Raw genomic sequence first — 23962 nt, forward strand, 5'->3', positions numbered from 1 at the left:
TTAATTAAAAATACTGATATTAGGTCACAACTATCTAACCAATACAGTTTCCTTTAATGAAGTTCCAAATAGGTCTTCGTTCAATACAGAGTTGATCCTACACTCTGAAGACTTACCTCTAGATGTCTCATAATTTTCACCTTCCCAGTCTTCAACTACATCAATTTCATCATCTTCAAATGTAAGTCCCCACCAGTGCTTTACTCTTGAGTACTTATTGATGTAATAGCAGGTATATTGTTCTGTAAAATCTGGCAACCAATCATCCATGTTGCTGCTACTTTTACTCCTGTTCGTACCTGCTGAAGTAATAACAAGGTTTCGAGGGTCATTTGCAAAGATTAAACGCTTTAAAACAGGCCATTCATTAGCCCCACTATCCCAAGCTTCTTTTAGAGGAACAACATGGTCAATATCAATGAGACTAGGGTCGGTTAATTTCTTTCTGCTATAGTAGTCAACCCATTCTCCACTAAAAATTTTACAGTCATTGCCTTTGTCAGCCTTACGAACTACAACTTTTCTACCCTGAGAAACAAGCACATATTGGCGAGTATCTAAACGACAGGCGCTATATCTACCTTCAGCTCTTACCAACTGATTTATATCTTCTGGCATTAAAAACTGCTCTAACTTTGTTTTGTCATGCTTACCTGTAAACCGTAAACCAGTTACATTTTTGAAAGCAGGAATACCCCTTAAATCTCCTGTATAAAAATAATCAGGCTCTCTATCCCTCTTAAACTCTAAATAATAAACAGTGTATGGTACCCAGTGAGGAAAAGTCTTTCTAGAAAAGTCCTCAGCAAGTAGTGAGGTTGAAAACAGTATAGTTAAGGCTAATAGGCTGGATTTCATTAGATTCTCTTCAACTCCTTTAAAAGAGAATTTATTCTAATATAATCAACAACGTAAATACAACATTACCCTTTAGTAAATAGCCCTTTGTATTCATCATTATAACGACACCTTAGCTATAGTTCATTTAGCCCCCCCAGCCTTTGAGCTATGTCTACATTATTTGGGGAAGATCAGTGGACTATAAATTTAATCTTAGTGTTATAATTAGAGAATCTCGAAAAGAGTTAAATTTGACTCAAGAAGAGATAGCTCATTTTTGCTTCAATCAATCCTACCTAATACAATAAAATAGAAAGAGCTGAAATTTGAATAAAAAATAATTATCCACTTACCGATTTAATAGTGGTACATGCCTGTTCTAATTTGGCTGAGTCTACTACCTATGCGAGTCAGCGCCCCTGCATATGATAAAATTGAAGGGAAGAACCTATTAAGGGGCAGCTAAGTTTAACCAAGGTTACATAGAAGGCCTCTATTTTCATACTTTACAGCCATTTGTAACCTTGTAACTTAATTCCTTTATATCTAAATAAAAATTAAACACTAGATAAAAATACAAATCATAAAATAATATATCTAAACTCCTTGGTTACATAGTTACTTTGCTTTAAGCAATTCTTACAGCTTTAAATGGACCTTTAGATTTAACCCTATATGTTGCAAAACCTTTGCCATCTACACTCATTAAATCTCTAATTTCACTTTTCTTTTTCATAAGCATAGGTTTATTTGATTGGTCATAATTAGTATTCAAATAGTAATCAATAACTTTGGCTGGACTTTTTAGATATGTTTTTTCTTTATCCCTAACTATATTCGAACTAAAAGAAAGCAATGAGAAGTCTTTAATATCTTGTGCAATACTTGGTAACGATTCTGATAAAACTTCAAATTGCTTCCCGATTCCGTATTTATTATGCATTTCCACCAAGCTATCATCAGCCTTCAAAGCGCTTCCCTCTTTTCCTAATACAATAAATTCCTCTGTGATTCTATTAACTTCATGAGCAAAGTAGTTTCTGATACTTTCAAAATACTTTGACTTTCCAATCTCCTTAAATAAACTTCTCTTCGTAAGAGAACCCTTGCATCTAATATAATTAAATCTATTTGCAAACTGGTCTTCTATGCCTGCATCACCTACAAGAGAGCTTACATGTTCAGCACTAGTAAATATTTTGCTATATAGATTCACTTTAATTGCCAGCTGATTTTTAGGACTGATGGTCATTGTATTTTGCAATAACTTCATTTCTGATTTAACTGATTTAAACTCATCAACCACAAGTACACTCGCCCGCTTAAAGTCTGTCATTTGTCTACCAACAGGCGCACCCTCAAATATTTTTTCAATTTCTTTAGTCGACAATTCAACGCTAAGGTTAAAGCTATCTAACACAGCCAAGAGAAAGCCTTTACCAAAATCAGAATCGGCATGAATCCATAAATAACCTAACTTCCTATCGCTAGCAAAGCGGCAACTAGCTAGCCAAAATAATAGCTCCGTAAACATAGGAAAATGCTCTTTATAGTCAAGAACTACACTTTGCTCATACGATCCTACTAGCAGTTTTTTATGAGGAAATACAATTTGGGCATGTTCATCATGAATCTCTACACGACCTTGTTTAGCAAACATATCTACTTCCATGGCCATATTATTTTTTTGATTAAAGTAGCGGATATGTTTGGTAATCTCATCTGCGGGAATTCCTAAAACATATTTTAAATGTTTATTACCTTCCGACTTAGACAACCCCATATGCTTAATCGATTCTCGTAATAGCCCTGATGTGACTTCTATATTGAATGGAGAACCGAAGGTTTTAGTCAAAAATAACCACTTATCATTGTTCTTAGCTTCAATTAAGCTACCTTCTGAAGACAACAAGAAATAACTATTCTTTTGAGAACTATAAAAACAAGAATCTAGCATAAGCTGTATAATAGGTAAGTTAAGCCGTATATCTATATTCGATTCTTGCTTTACAGAATACATAACTCGTTCCGCTAAATTTTTTGTAGCTTCCTCAACATGTACTTCAATTGGTTTTAACCTAAGATTACGATTAGTCTCCCATCCACCAATCGGCTCTGGTAAGGGGTTAACCGCTTGCTCAGCAGTAAATGTACCAACAGCAGTTTTACAACCAGCAGCAGAGTTAGCATAGTAATAAGCACGTGATACTGTATCGTAGAAATTATGCTTTTCATGCTCTTGCCATACAGGTTGACAACGTGGGTTATAGTGTTCCCACATAATTGCTTGAGCAGTCTCAAGAGGTATACCGTGGTCATGCCCCCAACCTGCTACTTTAAATACAGTATGTGAGCCTGAACCTAGAATAGCTATCGGTGCAGTATTAATAAGCCAGTGTGTAAACTGATTAACGTATTTTTCATCATACTGATAACCTGAACCTTCCTGAATGCCTTTACGTTTAGTAAGCCAACCGTTCAACTCAGCATCTTGTTCAGCAGTTAACGGGAATGCAGCTTCAATATCACTAACAGTATATTTATGGTCATCATCAGTATTGTCATCAGTGATAGCATACTGAGCAGGTACAGCAGGGTTCTTATAGTGATTAAAACCAGCAATACGAACGACACGTGCAGGGTCTGTAACCTGATGGTCAGTATTATGATAAATCGCTATACGTTTCTGTAATGCTTTGAAGGTATCAGCATCGGTTATATCCGACACCAACCAGAAAGCATGACCGTGAGTATCGTCACGTTTCTGAATGAAGTGAGGTATTAGCCCCCACGTTGGTTCAGCCATACCGTCAAAGTCAGCAAACAAAGCGCGATAACCAGTGACATTGTGATTCTCACGACCTTTACCGTCAGTCTCATTGATACCTACATAGACACCACAATACTGCTGCTGTGACCACGTTAAGAACTCTAATGAGTCATCTAGTGTTGCAACCCAATGTTTAGCTAAATCAGGTGGTGCTACTTCGTTTTTCGGATCATGGAATACTTGCCATGTTACGGGATTAGCGCTATCCCCTGTCAGGAGTCGCAAAAATTCACGCACCTGTTCAATGTTATGTTGCATTGTAACCTCATAGATTATTTTTCTTATTCAAATACCCAAGCATAATTATGCCAATAGATGACAATGCGATATAAATATCAAACTCCTCTTTAGCAGGACTATAACTTGATAAGTGCTTTAGTTTCTTTTTTTGGGTAGGCTCTAATCTTACTGGTATTGCCCAATCTCGGGTTACAAGCAGCTGCTCATATAAAACTCCCATATAAGTGAATTGGGTCACTGCTAAATAAGCGGTTCTCTCAGGCCTCTGTTGAAACCACTTTTTAGATTCTTCAGGCGGATAACAAAATAAATCTTCGCAAGAGTCCATCAACTTGATATCCATTACCTTTCCCTTCTTTTAGCAGCTTCTTTTTGAAGAGGAAGCTCACCAGCCATCCAAAGCGCGAACATAGGTACATTTACATACAACCGCTTTCCAACAAGTCGACAGCAACTATTCAAAGCTGTATCTTCAGCTCTTTTCCATAGCAGTCGTTTGAATTGGGCTTTTGTAAATTGAGTATATTCTTTTGGAAGATCTGAGCTAGGTTTCCAGTTATTCAGGTCTGTAAATAGGTTAGTAAAGTTAATTTCTTGATAGGTCATTTTAGTCTCTCTCATTACGGTCGTATCCGATTGGATTGAGACTAAGCTTAAAAAGCATAGAGCTTTTATAATAGGACTATTATTTACAAATATAAGACTAGAATTTTTCTTCTATTATTGTTCTAACCTGAAATAATCTACATATAACCTTATATTTTGTAAACTCTTTGTTCCTAAATATGAGTTAAAAGCTTTTTCTCCTCTCAATTTCATTTTCTCCTTATGATTTCTAGCATTATTAGAACCTTTCTTTTCATTCAACTCTGGTACATCCCCTTTTTGGTATTGAGTCCATTTCGGAACATACCTTTTTTGATCTAATTGATGCTTTAATCCATCATGAAAAAACATTGAATAGTTTTTATTAAATCTTCCTTCTCGTAATAGTTGTGGATATTTTTTGTAAGTAGATTTTTTAGGATCAAATTCCTTCTCTTCCACAATGCTCTTTCCATCTATAGTTCTCACTTTAAACCAAGCTCTATAGTGCATTGCCTCTAGGTAATTTTGGTAAGGTATATTATTAAATACAACTGTTTTTACTGAGCGATAATTGTCCCAATATTCAGAGCTTTCGATTAGATTTTTCAATGGATAGATAAGCAGTAAGTGGCTATTTCCACTCCTTATTATACTTTCTATAGTAGACTGTTTTCTTTTAAGTTGCCTACACAGCAGTCTAGCCAAGTGAAACTTATGGTAATCGTAAAGAGCTTCTATATAGTCCTTACAGGGCAACCTATGATCTAACTTTTTATAATACAGGTTTGGTATATAAAGCCACCTACTCTGATAACAAAAGGCAATATAAGCGGGCTCTACTCTAAGGATGTCACTTTCAACCTGCCCTTCCTCAAGTACAATCTTTATTTCTTCATTATGTCCAAAAATTGCTTTGTATTGAAAATCTGGTATTTTTAGCCAAAATCTCATTCCTAATATTTCAAATAGACGCTGCTTATAACCTTCAATATACATTAGCTAATCCCTCCCATGACATCATTAATAACGTTAGCCTTATGACCAGTTGAAAGGTGAATGTACCTTTTGGTTACGTCTAATGTTTTATGCCCTAATATATCTGCTATTTGGCCTATTTGTATATTTGCCATAGCCAAGTAGCTTGCTGCGGTGTGTCGTAAATCATGAAACTTAAAGTTATCGATTTTTGCTTCTATTAAAGCAGAGCGCCAATGACAATCAAAATTTCGAAAGTACTCGTTCAACTTAGATGGGTGGTTAAAAATATACCCTCCACCAATTTCTCTATATTTAGATAACTCTTTTACTACATCAGTAGTTAGCGGTAAAACTCTTGGTTCACCATTTTTAGTAACATCAACAGTAGCAGTTCTAGCAGTAAAATTAATATCCGACCACCGAAGCTTAATTAAATCACCTCTTCTTGCACCAGTTGTTATAGCTAGTAAAACTAACAGATAAAGTTTATTCCAGTACGATTTCTTAACAGTATCTAAAAGGATGATGCGCTCTTCATCAGATAAGTATCTGCACCGAGCATTATTTTCTTTTTGCTGCCTAACTTGCCTGGCAGGGTTTATCGGTACATCGTACTCATCACCTAAATAGGTAAAAACAGCGCTAATTGCTGCCTTAAAACGGTTTAGGGTAGCTGGAGCATAACCTATTTCATTTAATTTATTCATCCCTTGCTTAATATGAAAACGGGTGAACTTACCAATACAAATATCACCATAATTTGAAGACCAGAAACTAAGCCTTTGCTTCATGCTGCTACATTTACCCGAGTACTGTTCTAAAAACTCTTTGTTTGCTTGAGAAATTGTGAGAGAGGAAAGTGTGCTATCAGTTAAGCTATCTGCTAGTTGATCATTAACTGTAAGCTGTGCAATATATAATTCAGCGTCTTTTTTCCGTGAAAATACCTTACCAATGCGCTTACCATTCTTCATGAATTGCACACGATAACGTTTACCAGATTTACGATGTAATACTTGGATAGATGCCATGTTATTTCCTTAGTGCACACATTTGCACATATTAAGTTAGAAATAACCGCAATTTTGAGAGACTAGATTTGTCACTTAATTTACTACATTCCCCGACCTATAAGGTTTGTAGTAATGGTACCGGAGGACGGACTTGAACCGTCACGCTCGAAAGCAACGGATTTTGAATCCGTCGTGTCTACCAATTCCACCACTCCGGCGACACAGTGACATCAGCAATAAACTGAAGTGCTGGCATTATACGAAATATTCCTAGCTAAGCAACTTATTTATCTTTGACTAAGCATTGAATGAACAATTTTCGTACATTAGTAATTACTGACAACTTAATTGCTTATTTTCGATGCGATTTAATAAATACATCAACTGCTTTATGTACTTGCTCTCTAATTTCTTCATCACTCGCTTGCTTATTAGGTAACAACAATAAGCTTGTGTACAAAGGACCTTTAGCCATTTCTAATAAGAACCTTGCAGCAAAATGACAATCATCTATCACTAGTTCATTAGATTCCGTTAATTCATTTAAGTAATTAACTAAAGGTTTAACTCCCATAATAGGACCACTTTGATAAATCATTTCTCCAAGTTCTGGATGTTTCACTGTTTGCTGAACGACCAACCGAAATAGTGAACGAATTGCAGGAGAGCACATACCTTTAACAAAACGAAAACACACATCATTCAAACTGTCTTCGGGTGATCTATCTCGATGTATTGTATTAAGTGTTTCTGTTTGAATATGCACTTGTCGTTGAATTACCGCAACAAGCAATCCCTTTTTATTACCAAATTCATTATAAATTGATCGGCGGGATCCCCCAGCTTCATTTATGATCATTTCTAATGACGTCTCATCAAAGCCTTGTTCAAAAAACAACTGTTGAGCAGCATCTAAAATAAGCTCGCCACGGCTACTAAGACTTTTGAATTGAGCTAAACCATCTATTTTACTGTTGTTTAAAGTCATAAGAATTAAAAATAGTTATTACAAACTGATTGACAATGGTACTACATAGTACCAAAATAAACGGTACTGTGTAGTACCAATTACAAAATTACAAAATTACACAAAAATATTTAAAAATACTAACCTTTACTATGTATTTTAAAACTAATTATTTGTGCCCTATTACCTAATCAAAGGAACAATTATGCGTTTCATTTTTGTATCATTTCTTCTTATCACCCTATTGGGCTGTAACGAGCCTGAAAAAACAACGGCTAACTCTATACGCCCTATAATGTGGACTGAAGTATCAAGTTCATCTTTAGATCAGGTAAGAACCCTTTCAGGTATTGTTGCTCCTGTAGAAGCCACTAAGCTTAGCTTTGAAGTCAATGGAAAAATTGAAAAGATTAATGTGCACTTAGGGGATGATGTAACAAAAGGACAAGCCCTTGCTCAACTTAACCAGCGTAGTTTTAAGCTAGGTTTACAGTCGGCAAAAGCAAAATATGAGCAATCTAAAGCCAGCTTCTCTGACGCGAGAAATAGCTATTTACGTTATGAGAAATTAATAAAACAAGGTGTAGTCTCACAATCAGGTTTCGATAATGCGAAAGCAAACTTTGATGCAAGTAAAAGTGCGGTAGACGTAGCAAAAGCCCAATTAGATATTGCCGCTAAAAACCTAGAAGACAGTACCTTACTTGCACCCTATAACGGCATTATTACCAAGCAATTATTCGAACCATCACAGCAAGTTGCTGCGGGACAATCAGTATTTGAAATCGAAGGAAAGCATGGTTTAGAAGTGAATGTTATGGTGCCTGAAACGTTGATTAGGGAATTAACAAGAGATACTTTACTCTCAATAAGCTTTCCAGTTATACCTTCTCTTAAAATGGAAGGTAAAATCACAGAAATTGGCACTCGTGCTGAATCAGCAAACGCCTTTCCTGTTACCGTTGTTTTACAATCAGACAACTCTCTATTACGTGCTGGCATGACAGCAGAAGTTAAATTTGCATTTGAAGGTGTAGGTCGTACTGGCCACACCGGAGCTGTAATGCGCATTCCGGTTACAGCTCTTAGAGCAGGAATTAACCAAAAAACTTATGTGTTTGTTTATGACACTGAGCAACAAGTAGTTATCAAAACTCAAGTACAAACAGAAAATGTATTAGAGAATGAGGTCTATATTTCTGCGGGTATAAACGAAGGGGATATTATTGCTACTGCTGGCGTCGCCTTTTTAAGGGATGGTCAAAAAGTTACCTTACTCGATACAAAAACACAGCGATTCAATTAAGTTAAAGGAGTAATCATTATGAATTTAACACAAATCGCTTTTACCTACCGCAAATCTGTATTCTTGATTTTAGCCATTTTATTACTTAATGGTATTTTTGCTTATTTCACCTTACCCGCTCAAGAAGATCCAACGATTACCATTCGTGAAGCTATTGTCAGTACTTCGTTTCCTGGCATGGCGCCCGATAGAGTTGAGCAACTTATTACCAAAAAAATTGAAGAGGAAATTCGTAAAGTTCCTGAGGTAAAAGAAATAAAATCAACATCTTCTACTGGCTTATCAATATTGCATGTCAAAATTTATGATCGTTACTTCAGTCTTGATGATATTTGGCAAGATGTACGTAACAAAGCCAATGCAGCCCACTTAAAAATGCCTTCAGGTACAAGACCCCCATTTGTTAACGATGAGTTTGGTGATGTTTCTGTTATTACGCTAGCATTAACGGCTAATGGTTTTGATTTAGGCGAAATGTACGATATTGCCCAACATATAAGAGATACTCTTTATAATGTTGAGGGCACGAAAAAAATTGAAATTTTAGGGCAAAAACAAGAGCGCATTTTTCTAGAAGTTTCTAACGCTAAACTTTCACAGCTTGGCATATCTCCTCATACTTTAATCAATGAATTACAAAGTCAAAATATAATTCGATCGGGTGGTCAAATAGATACAGGGCAGGCTAGTTTTATTGTAGAGCCGTCGGGTAACTTTAGCAGTAAAGCAGATATAGCCAATACCTACATAAATATACCCAACACTGAAGACTTTATCGCTTTAAAAGACATTGTCACTATTAAACGAGGTTTTATCGATCCACCAGATAAACTAGCTTACTTTAACGGTGAACCAGCAATATTTTTTGCTATTTCAATGTTGGAAAATTTTAATATTCTTGAGTACGCGCCTCGAATGAATGAAAAGCTTGCTGACATCGAGGCTACGTTGCCAATTGGTTACACTATAAATATAGCTACTTACCAAGCTGATCAAGTGGCAGCAACCATAGAAAATGTTTCTTTTAGTGTTTTACAAACCCTCTCTATTGTTTTAGTTGTCGTCATTTTATTCCTTGGCTTAAGAACGGGTCTTATCGTTGGCGCCATTGTACCTTTTGTAATGTTAACAACCTTAACTATCATGCAATTTGCCGATATGAAACTTGAGCGTATGAGTTTAGCGACGCTGATTATTTCACTTGGTTTATTAGTTGATAATGGCATCGTTATTGCCGAAGACTTTAAACGTCGATTAGAAGAAGGTACAGAGCGATTCAAAGCAATGACTCAAGGTTGCAGCGAATTGGCTATTCCGCTATTAACCTCTTCAGCAACGACTATTCTTGTGTTTTTACCCCTTATGCTAGCTGAGCATGTTGCAGGTGAATTTACTCGCTCAATTTCATTAGTCATACTAATTACGTTACTCACCAGTTGGGTACTTGCACTGTGCGTAACACCAGTTTTATGTTATTTCTTCATTAAATTGCCTGCACAAGGGCAAAAAGAGGAGAAAGCGAAGGACCAAGGAACGTTTAAACGCGCTTATGAACACTTTATTCATTGGGTTTTAAAGCATAGGCTTTTGTTCATCTGCATTATGATTGCTTTGTTTTTCGGTTCTATCTATTCAATGAAGTTCGTTGCAAAACAATTTTTCCCTGACTCTGACAGAACACAAATATTAGTAAATATTGACCTGCCCAATGGCACTTCGTCTCGCGAAACTGATAGGCAAATGAACGATATTTTTGCTTGGTTAAACTCACAAGAACAGTTCCACTTTATAACCAGTTATTCTGGTTATGTTGGCTTTAGTGGTCCTCGTTTTGTTTTATCCTTAAACCCAGAAGACCCTGCCGCGAATAAAGGCTTTATTGTACTTAATGTTAAAGAAGGCACTAATTTATCTGAAACTGTTTTAATGTTAGATGAACGTATAGAGCATACCTTCCCTAATGTTTCCGCAAGGGTGAAGAAGATGTTTTTAGGGCCTTCGGATTCCAGTACGATTAAAATTCAAGTAAAAGGGCCTGATAAAAATATTATTTATCAAAAAGCCCAACAAGTAATGGATGTACTTTACAGTATTGAAAATACCATGGATGTCCGCACCGATTGGGAAAATTTAATCACAAAAATTGATGTGCAAATTGATCAACATAGAGCAAAACGTGCAGGACTTAGTTCAGCTGATATTGCTCAAGCACTTGAAACCTATTTTTCTGGCACACAGATAACGGAATACCGTGAGGGTGATGAAATAATTCCAGTGGTATTACGAGCACCACATAGTGAGCGCCAAAGCCTTGATAGATTAAGAACACTGAATATTTACTCCAGCAAAACAGGTAAAACAGTACCATTATTTCAAGTGGCGAATTTAGCGCCTTATCACCAATTTTCGATGATACAGCATGAAGATTTATTCAGAACGATAAGTATCCAAGCTAGAAATACTGAAATGGCAGCTGAAGATTTGAAATTACTGATAGATGATAAAATTGAAGCATTAAAAACCGATTTACCTATCAACCACTCTATTGAATATGATGGTGTAATTAAGGAGTCTTTAGCCGCACAAAAAGCATTAAGTGCTAACATGCCTATTGTACTTGGCCTGATCATTATCATTTTAGTTGCACAGTTTAACTCTTTCAGAAAAGCTGCGGTAATCAGCTTAACCATACCCTTATCATTTATTGGGGCGGTGATTGGCTTATTAGTGATGCAAGCACCTTTTGGTTTTATGGTAACTCTTGGATTATATAGCTTAGCAGGCATCATTATTAATAATGCCATTGTACTTATTGGCCGTATAAAAATTGAAGTTGATGAGGGTAACTCTGAATACCAGGCGGTAATCAATGCTTGTTTAACTCGCTTAAGACCAATAACTATGGGTACTATCACCACGGTTATGGGTTTATTACCGCTAATTATCAGTAAAGATCCTTTGTTTTATGGCATGGCTAATGTTATCGCTTTTGGTTTAGCTATAGGAACAATATTAACCTTAGCGGTGGTTCCTGTTCTCTATTGCTCATTCTATAAAATATCTCGTAGTGAATAATGCTTAATTGCAATTAAACTTAACTAGGGGCTGTTTATCTTAGTTTAAAAATTTACTTCAGAAACAAAGCCATTTGATTTAGCAATCAAGTGGCTTTTTTATATTCATTAAATCAGTGGCGAAAATTTGCTGCGACAGTGATACTCAAGGTAAATTATTTTTGTTAAACTCTTGCCATCACTTAATGGTTTTATGCCTATACGCTAAAATCATCAGCTAACTAAAAAAACTGCTTATTTATGAATCATATAGACTTTACCTCTTTTCCTCGTGCAGGCTTTCGACGACGTTTCGGCTCTTGGGTATATGATGTGCTAATCGCCATTGCTGTCTATATGGTGGCGGGTGCTATGGGCTTTTTATTAATGTATATAGGGCACTATTTTGGTCTATTTAGTATGCAAGGTTACGATCATTTCGCCGATACAATAATGCACACCTTCTGGCTGAAATGGTCAAATGAGCTTTGGAAGGTTGCTTGGGTAAGTTATTTCTTTATTTACTTCTGGGCAAAAAGCGGCCAAACACTCGGCATGAAAGCATGGCGATTACGTTTACAAAATACCGATGGCACATTAATTAGTAAATCAACGGGTTTAAAGCGCCTTATTCCTACCTTACTGGGTTTAGGTAATATTTTGGTACTATTTGATAGAAAGAATAAATTAAGCTTACAAGATAGATTAACAAATACTGAGGTTGTCACTCTTTCATTAGACGCCAACAGAGGTAGGCTATAAAGTCTTTCGCTATATTTAAAGCTATTCAAAAGTAATGCTTCAAAAGAATAAAAGCCACTACATGTTCATACTGTAGTGGCTTTTTTAATATAGTGTTAAATTATTATTTGCAACTTAACGCAATAGATTACCATTAGGTGACTTTTTTATGCATAAAATACCATGCGGTACTAATAAAAATAACACTAGGCATCACCGCACCTAATATTGGGGGCAATTGATACACTAAACTAATAGAGCCAAGCACTTCGTTACAAATAAAAAACAAAATACCAGTAAAGACTCCCATCATAATACGAGCCCCCATAGACACAGAGCGTAGTGGGCCAAAAATAAAACTCAATGCCACAAGCAACATAACAGCCACTGTTAGTGGTTGCATCAGCTTACGCCAAAATGCCAATTGATAGCGGCTTGGATCTTGCTCATTGGCTTCTAAGTAATCTAAATAGTCCACTAAACCTCTGACCGATAATGATTCTGGCGTAACGGTCACTACACCTAATTTCTTAGGCGTCAGTGAAGACTGCCACACTTGTTGAGCAATATTCTCCGTAGTAATTTGTTCGCCGCTAAGATTTGTTTCCACCACATCCGTTAGCAACCATTGTTCACCTTGATAAATAGCACTTTGCGCAGATATCCAACTTTCAAGCTTAAGCTGTGTGTTAAAACGATATATTTGCACCTTCTTCAATTGGCCTTGTTCTAATACTTCACCAATATTGACAAAGTAATCACCATCTTTCGCCCACACTCCATTTTTGGCAGAGATTAAACTACCACCAGATATTGCTTGCGCTCTAATTTCTCTTGCTTTGGCTTCACCACTTGGTGCTAACCACTCGCCAACGGCCATACTCACGACTATTAATAAGATAGCCGTTTTCATCACTGATTTAATGATATCGAGTCGTGAAAGCCCAGCAGCCTGCATAACCACAAGTTCACTGTTGCTTGCTAACATACCTATACCAATTAATCCGCCGATTAACGCCGCCATAGGAAAAAATACTTCGACATCACGCGGAACAGCATAAAGCACATACAAAGCCGCATGCGCTAAATCATAGTTACCACGCCCGACTGCACGCATTTGCTCTACAAACTTAATAATACCGCTAACGCTAACAAAAACTGCCAATGTCAAAAAGGTGGTTGAGGCAATCACTCGGCCAATGTAAAGATCTAAAATTTTCATTAAGACTCCTTACTTTTTACGACAGCCTGAGTCGTTCTACGCTTAATTTTTGGTAATTTGGCTTTAATTATTCTGCCACTGGTTCGCTCTTTCATCAGCAAGGTAATACCTAAAAACAAGGCACTAAGGTGTATTGGCCACAAACCGATATAATTTGGAATAGCCTGTTTTTCAACACCTGAGCGCATGGCTGTTAATAATAAGAAATAGCCAAGAAATAGCATTAGTGCAGGCAACATTTTGGCAAACTTACCTTGTCTTGGGTTAACTACACTTAATGGCACAGCGATAAAGGTTAATATAATACAAGCCAATGGAAATGCGATACGCCACTGAATTGTAGCGCGATATTGTGCGTACAAATCAGGTTCAACTTGGTTAAATAGCTGGCTCGTTGGAAGAGCCGAGAGCTTTCTATATTGGTGCTCAACAGCTTGATCTTTAATTTCAATGTAATACTTTTCAAAAGCCACCGACTGAAATTCACCATTTTTAGCATCACTATGATAACGAGTACCATCACCTAGCACTAAGCGCTGTGCCCCTTTATCATCTTCAAAAACCTGACCTTTATCAGCATAAACTAAACTTGAATTAATAATATGTTCATCAACACTATTTTCGTCGGGTAATTGAGCAACAAACACTTTATTAAAACTATTATCTTTACGGCTTTTATCATGAATAAAGACCACAGCGTCTTTATTACCTGTTTGTTGAAACCTTCCAGCAACGAGCGCACTCAGACCAGAATCGGCAGCAAGCTCTTCTTTTACTTGATATTGATATTCAGAAGCCATTGGCGCTAAATATAAGGTGAACAGCCCAGTAAAAAGAGCCGTAATAAGCGCCAACACAAGTGTTACACGTACTACGTACCATTCACTAACACCGCAGGCATGAAGTACAGTCATTTCGCTATCGGCATAAATACGCCCGTAAGCAAGTAAAATACCTAGAAATAAGCTTAAGGGCAGCATCATGCCAGCTAAGTCAGGAACCTTCAGAGCAATAAAGGTCATAACCATCTGACCCGGTATGCTTCCCTCTGAAGCATCGCCAAGTACACGGACAAACTTCTGGCTAATAAATATTGTCATCAAGACAAAAAATACTGCCATCTGAGTTTTAGCAACTTCTTTTAATAAATAACGAAATATGATCACAAAAAGATCCCATAAAAACTTAGTTTTTTTCTGACATATTGACAATTTTTAAGTAAACTTGTCGTTTTTGTAAGTAAACTATATAGTCACTAACTAAGTACTATTGATAAATGCGGCTATAATTATAGCCCTGAGCGATATCAATTTAATAGTCAACAGTGCTATTTTTTACTTATTTTAGCAAGTTAAAGCAAATTAATTTGTCACGAATTAACGTGCATTGCCTGAAATAGTCGATATCGCGCAATGTTCAAACAGCTAACACAGCGGTACTCTTTAGTCATTTAGCCTAGTGTAAAAAGGTTTAGCTCGCTGTGTTATTAAAAACAAATAACTATGTAAAAGGAAAGCCCATGGAGTTCAGTGTAAAAAGCGGTAGCCCAGAAAAACAACGCAGTGCTTGTATTGTTGTCGGTGTATTTGAACCTCGCCGCCTAAGTGCCACAGCTGAGCAATTAGATGAAATCAGCGAAGGTTATATTAGCAACCTTTTACGTAAGGGTGATTTAGAAGGCAAATCAGGTCAGATGTTGTTGTTACATCATGTACCAAATATTTTAAGCGAGCGTGTTTTATTAGTAGGTTGCGGTAAAGAACGTGAACTTGATGAACGCCAATATCGTCAAATTATCAATAAAACTATCAATACCTTAAATGAAACAGGTTCAATGGAAGCCGTATGTTTCTTATCAGAATTACATGTGAAAGGTCGTGATACTTATTGGAAAGTTCGTCAAGCAGTCGAGGCGACACAAGATGGTTTATACAGCTTCGATAGTTTAAAAACACGTAAAGCAGAGCCTCGTCGTCCACTACGTAAAATCGTTTTTAATGTCCCGACCCGTCGTGAATTACCTATTGGCGAACGCGCTATTTCGCATGCGTTGGCTATTTCTGAAGGGATTACAACATGTAAAAATGTAGCTAATATGCCACCAAACATTTGTAACCCTGCTTATTTAGCTGAGCAAGCCAAAATTTTAGCTGATGATTATGACAACATCAGCACAGAAATTATTGGCGAAAAAGAAATGGAAGAATTAGGTATGGGTTCATACCTTGCTGTTGGTCGAGGTTCAGCTAATGAATCAATAATGAGCATTATCAAATATGATGGCGCCTCAGATGACAGCAAACCATTAGTTCTTGTTGGTAAGGGCTTAACCTTTGACAGTGGCGGTATTTCCTTAAAACCAGGCGCAGGCATGGACGAAATGAAATATGACATGGGTGGAGCTGCGGGTGTGTTAGGTGCAATGCATTCATTAGCCGAGTTAAACTTACCACTAAATGTTATTGGCGTTTTAGCCGGTTGTGAAAACATGCCTAGCAGCAATGCCTATCGACCAGGTGATATTTTAACAACCATGTCAGGACAAACCGTTGAAGTGCTTAATACTGATGCTGAAGGCCGTCTTGTATTATGTGATGCATTAACTTATGTTGAGCGTTTTGAACCAGAGGCTGTGGTTGATGTGGCAACATTAACAGGTGCCTGTGTTGTAGCATTGGGTGCGCACGCATCAGGTTTATTAAGTAGCCATAACCCTTTAGCACACGAGCTGTTAAATGCTTCTGAGCAAAGTGGTGATAGAGCATGGCGCATGCCATTATGGGATGACTATCAAGAACAACTCGAAAGCCCATTTGCCGACTTTACCAACCTAGGTGGTAAAGAAGCAGGTACTATTACTGCTGCGTGTTTCTTATCTCGCTTCACCAAAAAATATAATTGGGCGCATTTAGATGTGGCTGGTACAGCTTGGCGTAGTGGCGGTAAAAATAAAGGCGCTACAGGTCGTCCTGTAAGTATGCTTACGCAATTTATGTTGAACAAAAGTGGTGTTGAACAAGGCGAATAGCATAATCGTGCAGAAATAAACAAGGCGGCTTATTGCCGCCTTGATGAGTTTTACGCAAAAAATAATTTAGGTACAAGCAAATAAATGCAAACCCAAGTGATGTTTTACCAATTGCCAGAAGTCACTGAACCTTCAGAGCAATCAAGTAACGAAGCTGATGATAACTCTGATACGATCGAGCGCTTTTCTAGTGCCTATCAAGCTTGCCTACAAGCAAGTTATTTTTATCGTCAGGGACAAAAGGTTTATATTTTTTGTGATGAACAGCAATCAGCCGAAACAATAGATGAACTGCTATGGGCTTTTGATAGCGACAGCTTTGTCCCTCATAACTTAGTTGGTGAAGGACCAAAGCAAGGTAGTGCAGTTGAAATTGGCTGGCAAGCACCAAAAGGCAGAAAAAGTGTGTTAATTAATTTATCTAACACTGTACCTATTTTTGCCCAGCAGTTTAACTTTGTCGTTGATTTTGTACCCAGCGATGCAGCACTAAAGCAATTAGCAAGAGAAAGATTTAAAACCTGTCGTCAGTGGGGTTTTCAAGTAGATACCCAAGCGATAGCACAGTAGCAACGGCGCTACTTAAGAAACACATTGAATAGCTTTAATCATAAGGCTTTTATAAATTTATACCGGACATTCTGATGGAAAAAACGTTTAACCCTACTGATATTGAACAATCTCTTTACCAAAGCTGGGAAAGCCAAGGTTATTTTAGCCCAACTGGCGAAGGTGATAGTTATAGCATTGCTATTCCACCACCTAATGTTACAGGTAGCCTACATATGGGGCATGCTTTTCAGCAAACCATTATGGACACATTAATTCGCTACCAACGCATGCAAGGTAAAAACACCTTATGGCAAACAGGTTGTGACCATGCAGGTATTGCCACACAAATGGTAGTTGAACGTAAAATCGCCGCTGAAGAAGATAAAACACGTCATGATTATGGCCGTGAAGGCTTTATTGATAAAATTTGGCAATGGAAAGAGCAATCAGGTGGCACCATCGGCCAGCAGATGCGCCGTTTAGGTAACTCTATTGATTGGTCTCGTGAACGCTTTACTATGGACGATGGTATGTCTGAAGCCGTTCAAGAGGTTTTCGTTCGCTTATTTGAAGATGATTTAATCTATCGTGGTAAGCGCTTAGTTAACTGGGATCCTAAATTCCATACCGCTATTTCTGACTTAGAAGTCGAAAACAAAGATAAAAAAGGCCACATGTGGCATCTACGCTATCCATTAGCAAACGGTGAAACAACTGCTGAAGGTAAAAACTATTTAGTTGTTGCTACAACTAGACCAGAAACCATGTTAGGTGATACGGGTGTAGCGGTAAACCCTGAAGATCCTCGTTATAAAGACCTTATTGGTAGACAAGTATTATTGCCTTTAGTTAATCGCCTTATCCCTATTGTGGGTGATGAACATGCAGATATGGAAAAAGGTACAGGTTGTGTGAAAATCACGCCTGCTCATGACTTTAATGATAATGAAGTAGGTAAACGTCACAACTTACCATTAATCAATATATTAGACAAAGATGCAGCCATTTTAACCGCTGCGGAAGTTTATAATAATAAAGGCGAACCTTCGAATGACTACAGCACAGAATTACCTGCTGAATTTGCTGGTCTTGACCGTTTTGTTGCCCGTAAAGCGATTGTTGCAAAGTTTGATGAGCTAGGTTTATTAGTTGAAGTAAAAGACCATGATTTAGTGGCTCCATACGGTGATCGTTCTGGCGTGATCATTGAACCACTGCTGACTGACCAATGGTACGTTCGCGTAGAAAAACTAGCAGCCCCTGCTATTGCCGCAGTAGAAGATGGTGATATTGAATTTGTACCTAAGCAATATGAAAACATGTATTTTGCTTGGATGCGTGATATTCAAGACTGGTGTATCTCACGCCAACTTTGGTGGGGTCATAGAATCCCTGCTTGGTATGATGAAAGTGGCAAAGTATATGTTGGCCGTAGCGAAGAAGAAGTTCGTGCTAATAATGATATTTCAGCAGACTGTAAACTTACCCAAGATAACGATGTACTCGATACATGGTTTTCATCTGCTCTTTGGACTTTCTCAACACTAGGTTGGCCGAAGGAAACTGACGACTTAAAAACCTTCCACCCTACTGACGTGTTAGTGACGGGCTTTGACATTATTTTCTTCTGGGTTGCTAGAATGATCATGATGACATTGCATTTTAATAAAGATGAAAACGGCAAAAGCCAAGTGCCATTTAAAAAGGTTTATGTTACTGGGCTTATTCGCGACGAAAATGGCGATAAAATGAGTAAATCTAAAGGTAATGTTATTGATCCTTTAGATATGATCGATGGTATTGGCTTAGATGACTTATTAGAGAAACGCACCGGTAATATGATGCAGCCACAATTGGCTAAAAAGATCACTAAGCTTACTAAAAAAGAATTCCCAAATGGCATTGAAGCCCATGGTACTGATGCTCTGCGTTTTACGCTAACGTCTGTAGCAACCACGGGACGAGATATTAGCTGGGATATGAAACGCCTTGAAGGTTACCGTAATTTCACCAACAAATTATGGAATGCGAGTCGTTACGTTATTATGAATACCGAAGAGCATGATTGCGGAGCCAAGGGCGGCGACATGGAGCTTTCATTAGCCGATCGTTGGATCATTGGGCAATTTGAGCAAACCGTAAAAGCAGTACATGAAGCCTTTGATTCATACCGTTTCGATCTTGCCTCTCAAGCACTATACGAATTTACTTGGAATCAATTCTGCGATTGGTACCTCGAATTAACTAAACCTGTTTTATTCAAAGGTAATGAAGCACAGCAACGTGCGACGCGTCATACGCTAGTTAATATACTTGAGAGCTTACTACGCTTAATGCACCCGATTATGCCATTTATTACTGAAACTATTTGGCAGCGCGTGCAACCATTAACAAGCTTCGCTAAAAATGGCGACTCGATCATGACACAAGCATTCCCACAATTTAATGCGCAAAATTGTGATCAGCAAGCTATTGATGATTTAGAGTGGGTGAAGCAGTTTATTATTGCTATTCGTAATATTCGCGGTGAAATGGATATTGCGCCAAGCAAGCCATTACCTGTACTTCTTAAAAATGTTTCCAGTGAAGATCAACGTCGTTTAGACGATAATGAGCAGTTTTTAAGTGCATTAGCTAAACTAGAAAGCATTGAAGTACTCAGTGAAAACGAACAAGGACCTGCATCGGCAACGGCAGTCATTGGCGACTTATCTTTATTAATTCCTATGGCTGGTTTGATTGATAAAGAAGCTGAGTTAGCACGACTTGATAAAGCCATTGAAAAGCTTACTAAAGAAGCGGCGAAAGTTAACGGTAAATTGAACAATGAAAACTTCGTTGGTAAAGCTCCTGCAGCTGTTATCGAAAAAGAAAAAGCTAAGTTAGCCGACGCTGAAATTGCCCTTAAAAAGATGCAAGAACAAAAAGAGCAAATCGCTGTTTTGTAGTGGCGTACAATTAACTTTTTATGACAATGTGGATGGACCAGTAACTCCTTATTTTACTGGTTCATGCCATTATTCACCACGAAACCCGAAAAAGTATAATTTTTTCAAATAAAAATTGAACTATTCTAATATTTTATAAAGCATATTAAAAATAACTGTGCTAGACTAGTTTCTGCGTTGAGTTCTTGCGTTGCAGATGAAGGTTTTACACTAACTTTTGTTGTAGGTTTATCGGGTGCTTCTGATGTACTTGAATATTCTTAACAGACGGATTTAGGCGATGCAGGCTAAATTTGTATGTGACGAATATAGTTTGTTTCCTTCCTCTTCCTGTACTACTTATGGTAGAGGGCATTTACTCGGGTATAACGATCATTACTAATTTAATAATGTTATTAAATTAGGATCACATTTTTAATTATGACTACGGGAAAATGTTGGTATGTCAGATACAGTTACTGGTAAAGTTAAATTTTTCAACGAAACTAAAGGTTTCGGTTTTATTGAGCAAGAAAATGGTCCTGACGTGTTTGTTCACTTCAGTGCAATCACGGGTGACGGTTTCCGCACTTTAGCTGACGGTCAATCAGTATCGTTCAGTGTAAAACAAGGTCAAAAAGGACCTGAAGCAGAAAACGTAACTGCTTTATAATTATTCGCGTTTTTTAAACGCAAATAAGCAAAAAGCGAAGATTGATTAATTTCATCTTCGCTTTTTTGTTTCTGTTCGATAATAAAGTATTTCTGCTACAGAAAATCCCTACTTCATATTGCTTAACTAACCTGGATTCATCTTGGGCTATACTTAGCTAAAGCTTTATATTTTATATCGTCCCTTACGCCATAATCTAACGGTCCAAACAGCCCCTGTAATACTAAATAACAACATCAAAAATGCGAACAGCACACTTTGTCCGTGATTAAAACCACCCGTTCGATTATTTCCAAATAAGCCATAATCCATAAAGTGCAACATAAAGAAAAAATCAACAAAACGCTTATCGTCATTACTATGTCCTACCAGCCGGCCTGAGCCTACTTCAATATAAACACTAGTGTTCACCTCATCATCAAAATTTACCTGCCAAACAGGGTTTTGCTCTTTGAGAAAGTCGTCAATCGGGGGATTCAATCGATTCACTTGGCTAATGGCTCCATCGCCGTTGTAGCTCTGTTTAGCAATACGTTTTGCCATTTTGTCATCAACTAACTTCACTTCACCACTATAGGCATTGACCAGCGAATACTGGTTTACGAAATGTTTATATAACCCTTGTTGGTGATTAACTAGGTAATACGGCGTATCTACTCGTTGTATTAACCGAATTGAGTTTACCGCTTTATTTGTATCTTGTTCTAGTTGAGTTAACACTTGCTTTGGCTCTATTAAGCGAGATACATCAATTTCTTTATTTAACAATTTAGCTCGATACTGGTTACCACGCGCTTTGTCATGATCCATTAAATTAAAAAATAGCCCTGTTCCTAGCCAGATAAAAACTTGTGCAAAGACCAAAACCGCTAGCCATTTATGGATTTTTGCTAATGGTGGCAATTTCATCTTTCTTGATTTTTTAATGGCTTTTTCACTCACTCTTTCATCTAATAAGACATTTTTACGATTAATCTTCGCAGCCATTAATTTCTTCCTACAATTGTGCGTAATTTACCTTGATTCAATACCCGATAGTAAATCAGTATTAAGCCAAAAAAACTTGCTATTGAGGCAATAACGCTCACACAAAGTAATAACCAATTATCAGCCGACTCTTCAATATAATCCATCACATGAAAAGCAAACATCCAATCAAAGACACGCCAATAACTGTGACGTTTAGTTATCACCTTCCCTGAATGAGCGCTTACATATAGTGTTGGATTAGCTGCATCATCGATATCAATACGCCAAACAGGTAAGTGCCTTGCACTGAGCTCCCTTGGCGCTTGATCTGACAAATAACTAACATGAAAATCACTTGAACTCATATCACCACTGTATTGGCTTTGAGCCACTTTTATCGCAGTGCCTATAGAAATAGGTGACAACAGTACACCGTTATCCGCATTGATTAAATGAAATTGTCCATCAACTTTAAACCGATATACCGTATGCGTAAGTAATCTATCTAGCTCAATATTTTCAGCGTCGGGATAACGCTGCATTAACTGCATTATAGAAAAATTCAACTGACTACTGTGTAAACTATAAACAGTATTATTTCCATCGGTGTTGTCTAACGCTAGCTCTTGTATGTTTCCATGATTGTTTGACGGTTTTATCAATGTATCTCCATGAATATAGTGTATGTCCATCACTACCATATAAAGACCTGATATTGACCAAATTAAAAACTGAATACCAACAAACAACATTAACCATTTATGGAGCGTTCTACTCGTTTTATGCCAAGACACATTCATTCCCTTATATATCGCTCAGCGCTTCGGTTAACATGGCTTTAATTTGCAGAAAAATACCTTGATTGACTTGTTTATCAAAACCTTTAATTCTTGGCGTATGAATATGGCCTGTTGGAATAGAAGATGAAAGCTTATTTCTTAACAATATACTGCGATACGATATTTCATTAGAAAGGTAGCCACCACCACCACCCTCAACCGCAATTTCACCTGATAACTCATTAAGATGTTGTGGTGAGAAAGTTTTGCTCATTGTGGTCACTTTCTTATTATCATTTATTTTATAAGGCCCTTTAGCTCGCTGCATTGCTTTAACAGGCAAGCTAAATAACACAAACTCTTCATTAGATAATGCTTTGCCAGAAAGCTTTGGCACGATAGGGTTACTTTTGCTTGCCCCTGTATAAACATTGACATTATCAGGTGCTTTTGCGCTTCGTCTTAGGCCTGGAAAGTGCTCGAGATCGAAGTCCTTTCTGCCCATTGAGATAGTCGCAATTAAATCAACATTGTTAACGGCATAAAAAGGCGCTAACAAGGATTCAACTTCACCTTGCTCAAAATCTTCATACCTTACGGGGATCATTGCAGTATTAATTTCAGCACGTACAAGTCCATCTTCCCCTTGGTATTCAATCACGGTGCCGTCCAGCAAAAGCGCAGCTAGACCAGACGGATTACTTTGCTCGATATTTCTATCAAGTAAAAAAGGATCAAATCCTGTCAGTAGTATTCGTTTCTCGACCGGTTGACGATAAGCTAAATCACTGCGCCCTCTTGAGACATTTTCAAAAAGTTCTACAAGAGCAATGGTCTCACTTTCACTAAAGCCTATACTGTGCTGCTTAATAAAGGCGTTAATCCCTAAACGAGTCCAATATAGAGGCCTGTCATCAACTAACTTCCCTAATTGAGCTTGTTGCTTACTGTATTGCCATAATTCATCACCAAGCAGAGTCACTACTTGTTTTGCTTGATAGAAATCAGTTTGCTGCGGCCATGTTTGCTTAAATTCAGCCCAATCAAAAAAGTGCTGAATATCAGGCATAGCCTGCATGGCTTTATTTAATCGTAATTCTTCCACAGTTAAAGCTAACGTTGTGCTGTGATGACTGCCTTTTAATGCAAGATCATCTTTTGGATAGTTTTGCCTAGGCTCAGTTGCACAGCCCGTTAATGTTAAAGCTAACATTAAAGCAACTACTAACTTTTTTACGTAAAAAACCATAAATCGT

General features: G+C 37.5%; 19 protein-coding genes and 1 tRNA gene. 7 read left to right on the plus strand and 13 right to left on the minus strand.

Going from position 1 to position 23962, the window contains the following annotated elements; genetic code table 11:
- Positions 1–30 precede the first annotated feature (30 nt).
- From EPA86_RS01650 to EPA86_RS01685, 8 genes are all read right to left on the minus strand, one after another.
- A complete protein-coding gene (locus EPA86_RS01650; protein WP_140601244.1) occupies positions 31–858 on the minus strand; it encodes an HNH endonuclease family protein in 828 nt (275 codons plus the stop codon).
- Positions 859–1468: 610 nt separating this feature from the next.
- On the minus strand, positions 1469–3928 hold the full coding sequence (locus EPA86_RS01655) for a hypothetical protein (RefSeq protein WP_140601246.1): 2460 nt from the start codon (positions 3926–3928) through the stop codon (positions 1469–1471).
- A gap of 7 nt (positions 3929–3935) precedes the next feature.
- Positions 3936–4253: a hypothetical protein gene (locus tag EPA86_RS01660; protein WP_140601247.1), complete on the minus strand. Its 318-nt coding sequence runs from the start codon at positions 4251–4253 to the stop codon at positions 3936–3938.
- Complete coding sequence (locus tag EPA86_RS01665; RefSeq protein WP_140601249.1) at positions 4253–4516, minus strand: hypothetical protein; 264 nt, start codon at positions 4514–4516, stop codon at positions 4253–4255. The genes EPA86_RS01660 and EPA86_RS01665 overlap by 1 nt, the downstream gene beginning before the upstream one ends.
- Before the next feature lie 114 nt (positions 4517–4630).
- Positions 4631–5494 (minus strand): hypothetical protein, encoded by an 864-nt coding sequence (locus tag EPA86_RS01670; protein WP_140601251.1) that lies wholly within the window; start codon positions 5492–5494, stop codon positions 4631–4633.
- On the minus strand, positions 5494–6507 hold the full coding sequence (locus EPA86_RS01675) for a tyrosine-type recombinase/integrase (RefSeq protein WP_140601253.1): 1014 nt from the start codon (positions 6505–6507) through the stop codon (positions 5494–5496). Before EPA86_RS01675 ends, EPA86_RS01670 begins: the two co-directional genes overlap by 1 nt.
- Positions 6508–6622: 115 nt before the next feature.
- Positions 6623–6707, minus strand: a tRNA-Leu gene (locus EPA86_RS01680).
- Between the two features lie 134 nt (positions 6708–6841).
- Entirely contained in the window at positions 6842–7477 is a 636-nt protein-coding gene (locus EPA86_RS01685; protein ID WP_140601255.1) for a TetR/AcrR family transcriptional regulator, read from the minus strand.
- A 184-nt stretch (positions 7478–7661) separates the two neighbouring features.
- On the opposite strand from EPA86_RS01685, the gene EPA86_RS01690 reads away from it, so the two are divergent.
- From EPA86_RS01690 to EPA86_RS01700, 3 genes are all read left to right on the plus strand, one after another.
- Entirely contained in the window at positions 7662–8762 is a 1101-nt protein-coding gene (locus EPA86_RS01690; RefSeq protein ID WP_140601257.1) for an efflux RND transporter periplasmic adaptor subunit, read from the plus strand.
- Positions 8763–8780: 18 nt separating this feature from the next.
- Complete coding sequence (locus EPA86_RS01695) at positions 8781–11837, plus strand: efflux RND transporter permease subunit (RefSeq protein WP_140601259.1); 3057 nt, start codon at positions 8781–8783, stop codon at positions 11835–11837.
- 239 nt (positions 11838–12076) lie between these two features.
- Positions 12077–12577 (plus strand): RDD family protein, encoded by a 501-nt coding sequence (locus EPA86_RS01700; protein WP_140601261.1) that lies wholly within the window; start codon positions 12077–12079, stop codon positions 12575–12577.
- A gap of 133 nt (positions 12578–12710) precedes the next feature.
- Here EPA86_RS01700 and lptG read toward each other — a convergent pair whose 3' ends face one another.
- Positions 12711–13778, minus strand: coding sequence for an LPS export ABC transporter permease LptG (lptG, locus tag EPA86_RS01705; RefSeq protein ID WP_140601263.1), 1068 nt, complete (start codon positions 13776–13778; stop codon positions 12711–12713).
- Complete coding sequence (gene lptF, locus EPA86_RS01710) at positions 13778–14944, minus strand: LPS export ABC transporter permease LptF (RefSeq protein ID WP_140601265.1); 1167 nt, start codon at positions 14942–14944, stop codon at positions 13778–13780. Before lptF ends, lptG begins: the two co-directional genes overlap by 1 nt.
- Before the next feature lie 353 nt (positions 14945–15297).
- Between lptF and pepA the strand changes: the two genes are divergently transcribed.
- From pepA to EPA86_RS01730, 4 genes are all read left to right on the plus strand, one after another.
- On the plus strand, positions 15298–16806 hold the full coding sequence (pepA, locus tag EPA86_RS01715; RefSeq protein WP_140601267.1) for a leucyl aminopeptidase: 1509 nt from the start codon (positions 15298–15300) through the stop codon (positions 16804–16806).
- Between the two features lie 84 nt (positions 16807–16890).
- The gene (locus EPA86_RS01720) at positions 16891–17376 is read left to right on the plus strand and encodes a DNA polymerase III subunit chi (RefSeq protein ID WP_140601269.1); all 486 of its coding nucleotides are present in this window, start codon (positions 16891–16893) and stop codon (positions 17374–17376) included.
- A gap of 74 nt (positions 17377–17450) precedes the next feature.
- On the plus strand, positions 17451–20306 hold the full coding sequence (locus tag EPA86_RS01725) for a valine--tRNA ligase (RefSeq protein WP_140601271.1): 2856 nt from the start codon (positions 17451–17453) through the stop codon (positions 20304–20306).
- Between the two features lie 442 nt (positions 20307–20748).
- Positions 20749–20958 (plus strand): cold-shock protein, encoded by a 210-nt coding sequence (locus tag EPA86_RS01730; protein WP_118958254.1) that lies wholly within the window; start codon positions 20749–20751, stop codon positions 20956–20958.
- Positions 20959–21123: 165 nt separating this feature from the next.
- On the opposite strand, the gene EPA86_RS01735 is transcribed toward EPA86_RS01730, so the two are convergent.
- The 3 genes from EPA86_RS01735 to EPA86_RS01745 are packed head-to-tail and all read right to left on the minus strand — an operon-like array spanning position 21124 to position 23955.
- Positions 21124–21945: a hypothetical protein gene (locus tag EPA86_RS01735; RefSeq protein ID WP_246058202.1), complete on the minus strand. Its 822-nt coding sequence runs from the start codon at positions 21943–21945 to the stop codon at positions 21124–21126.
- A complete protein-coding gene (locus EPA86_RS01740) occupies positions 21945–22721 on the minus strand; it encodes a PepSY domain-containing protein (protein WP_140601273.1) in 777 nt (258 codons plus the stop codon). Before EPA86_RS01740 ends, EPA86_RS01735 begins: the two co-directional genes overlap by 1 nt.
- 10 nt (positions 22722–22731) lie before the next feature.
- A complete protein-coding gene (locus EPA86_RS01745; protein WP_246058203.1) occupies positions 22732–23955 on the minus strand; it encodes a hypothetical protein in 1224 nt (407 codons plus the stop codon).
- Positions 23956–23962: the final 7 nt, after the last annotated feature.

It is taken from the genome of Litorilituus lipolyticus (assembly GCF_006439335.1).
GTDB lineage: Bacteria > Pseudomonadota > Gammaproteobacteria > Enterobacterales > Alteromonadaceae > Colwellia > Colwellia lipolytica.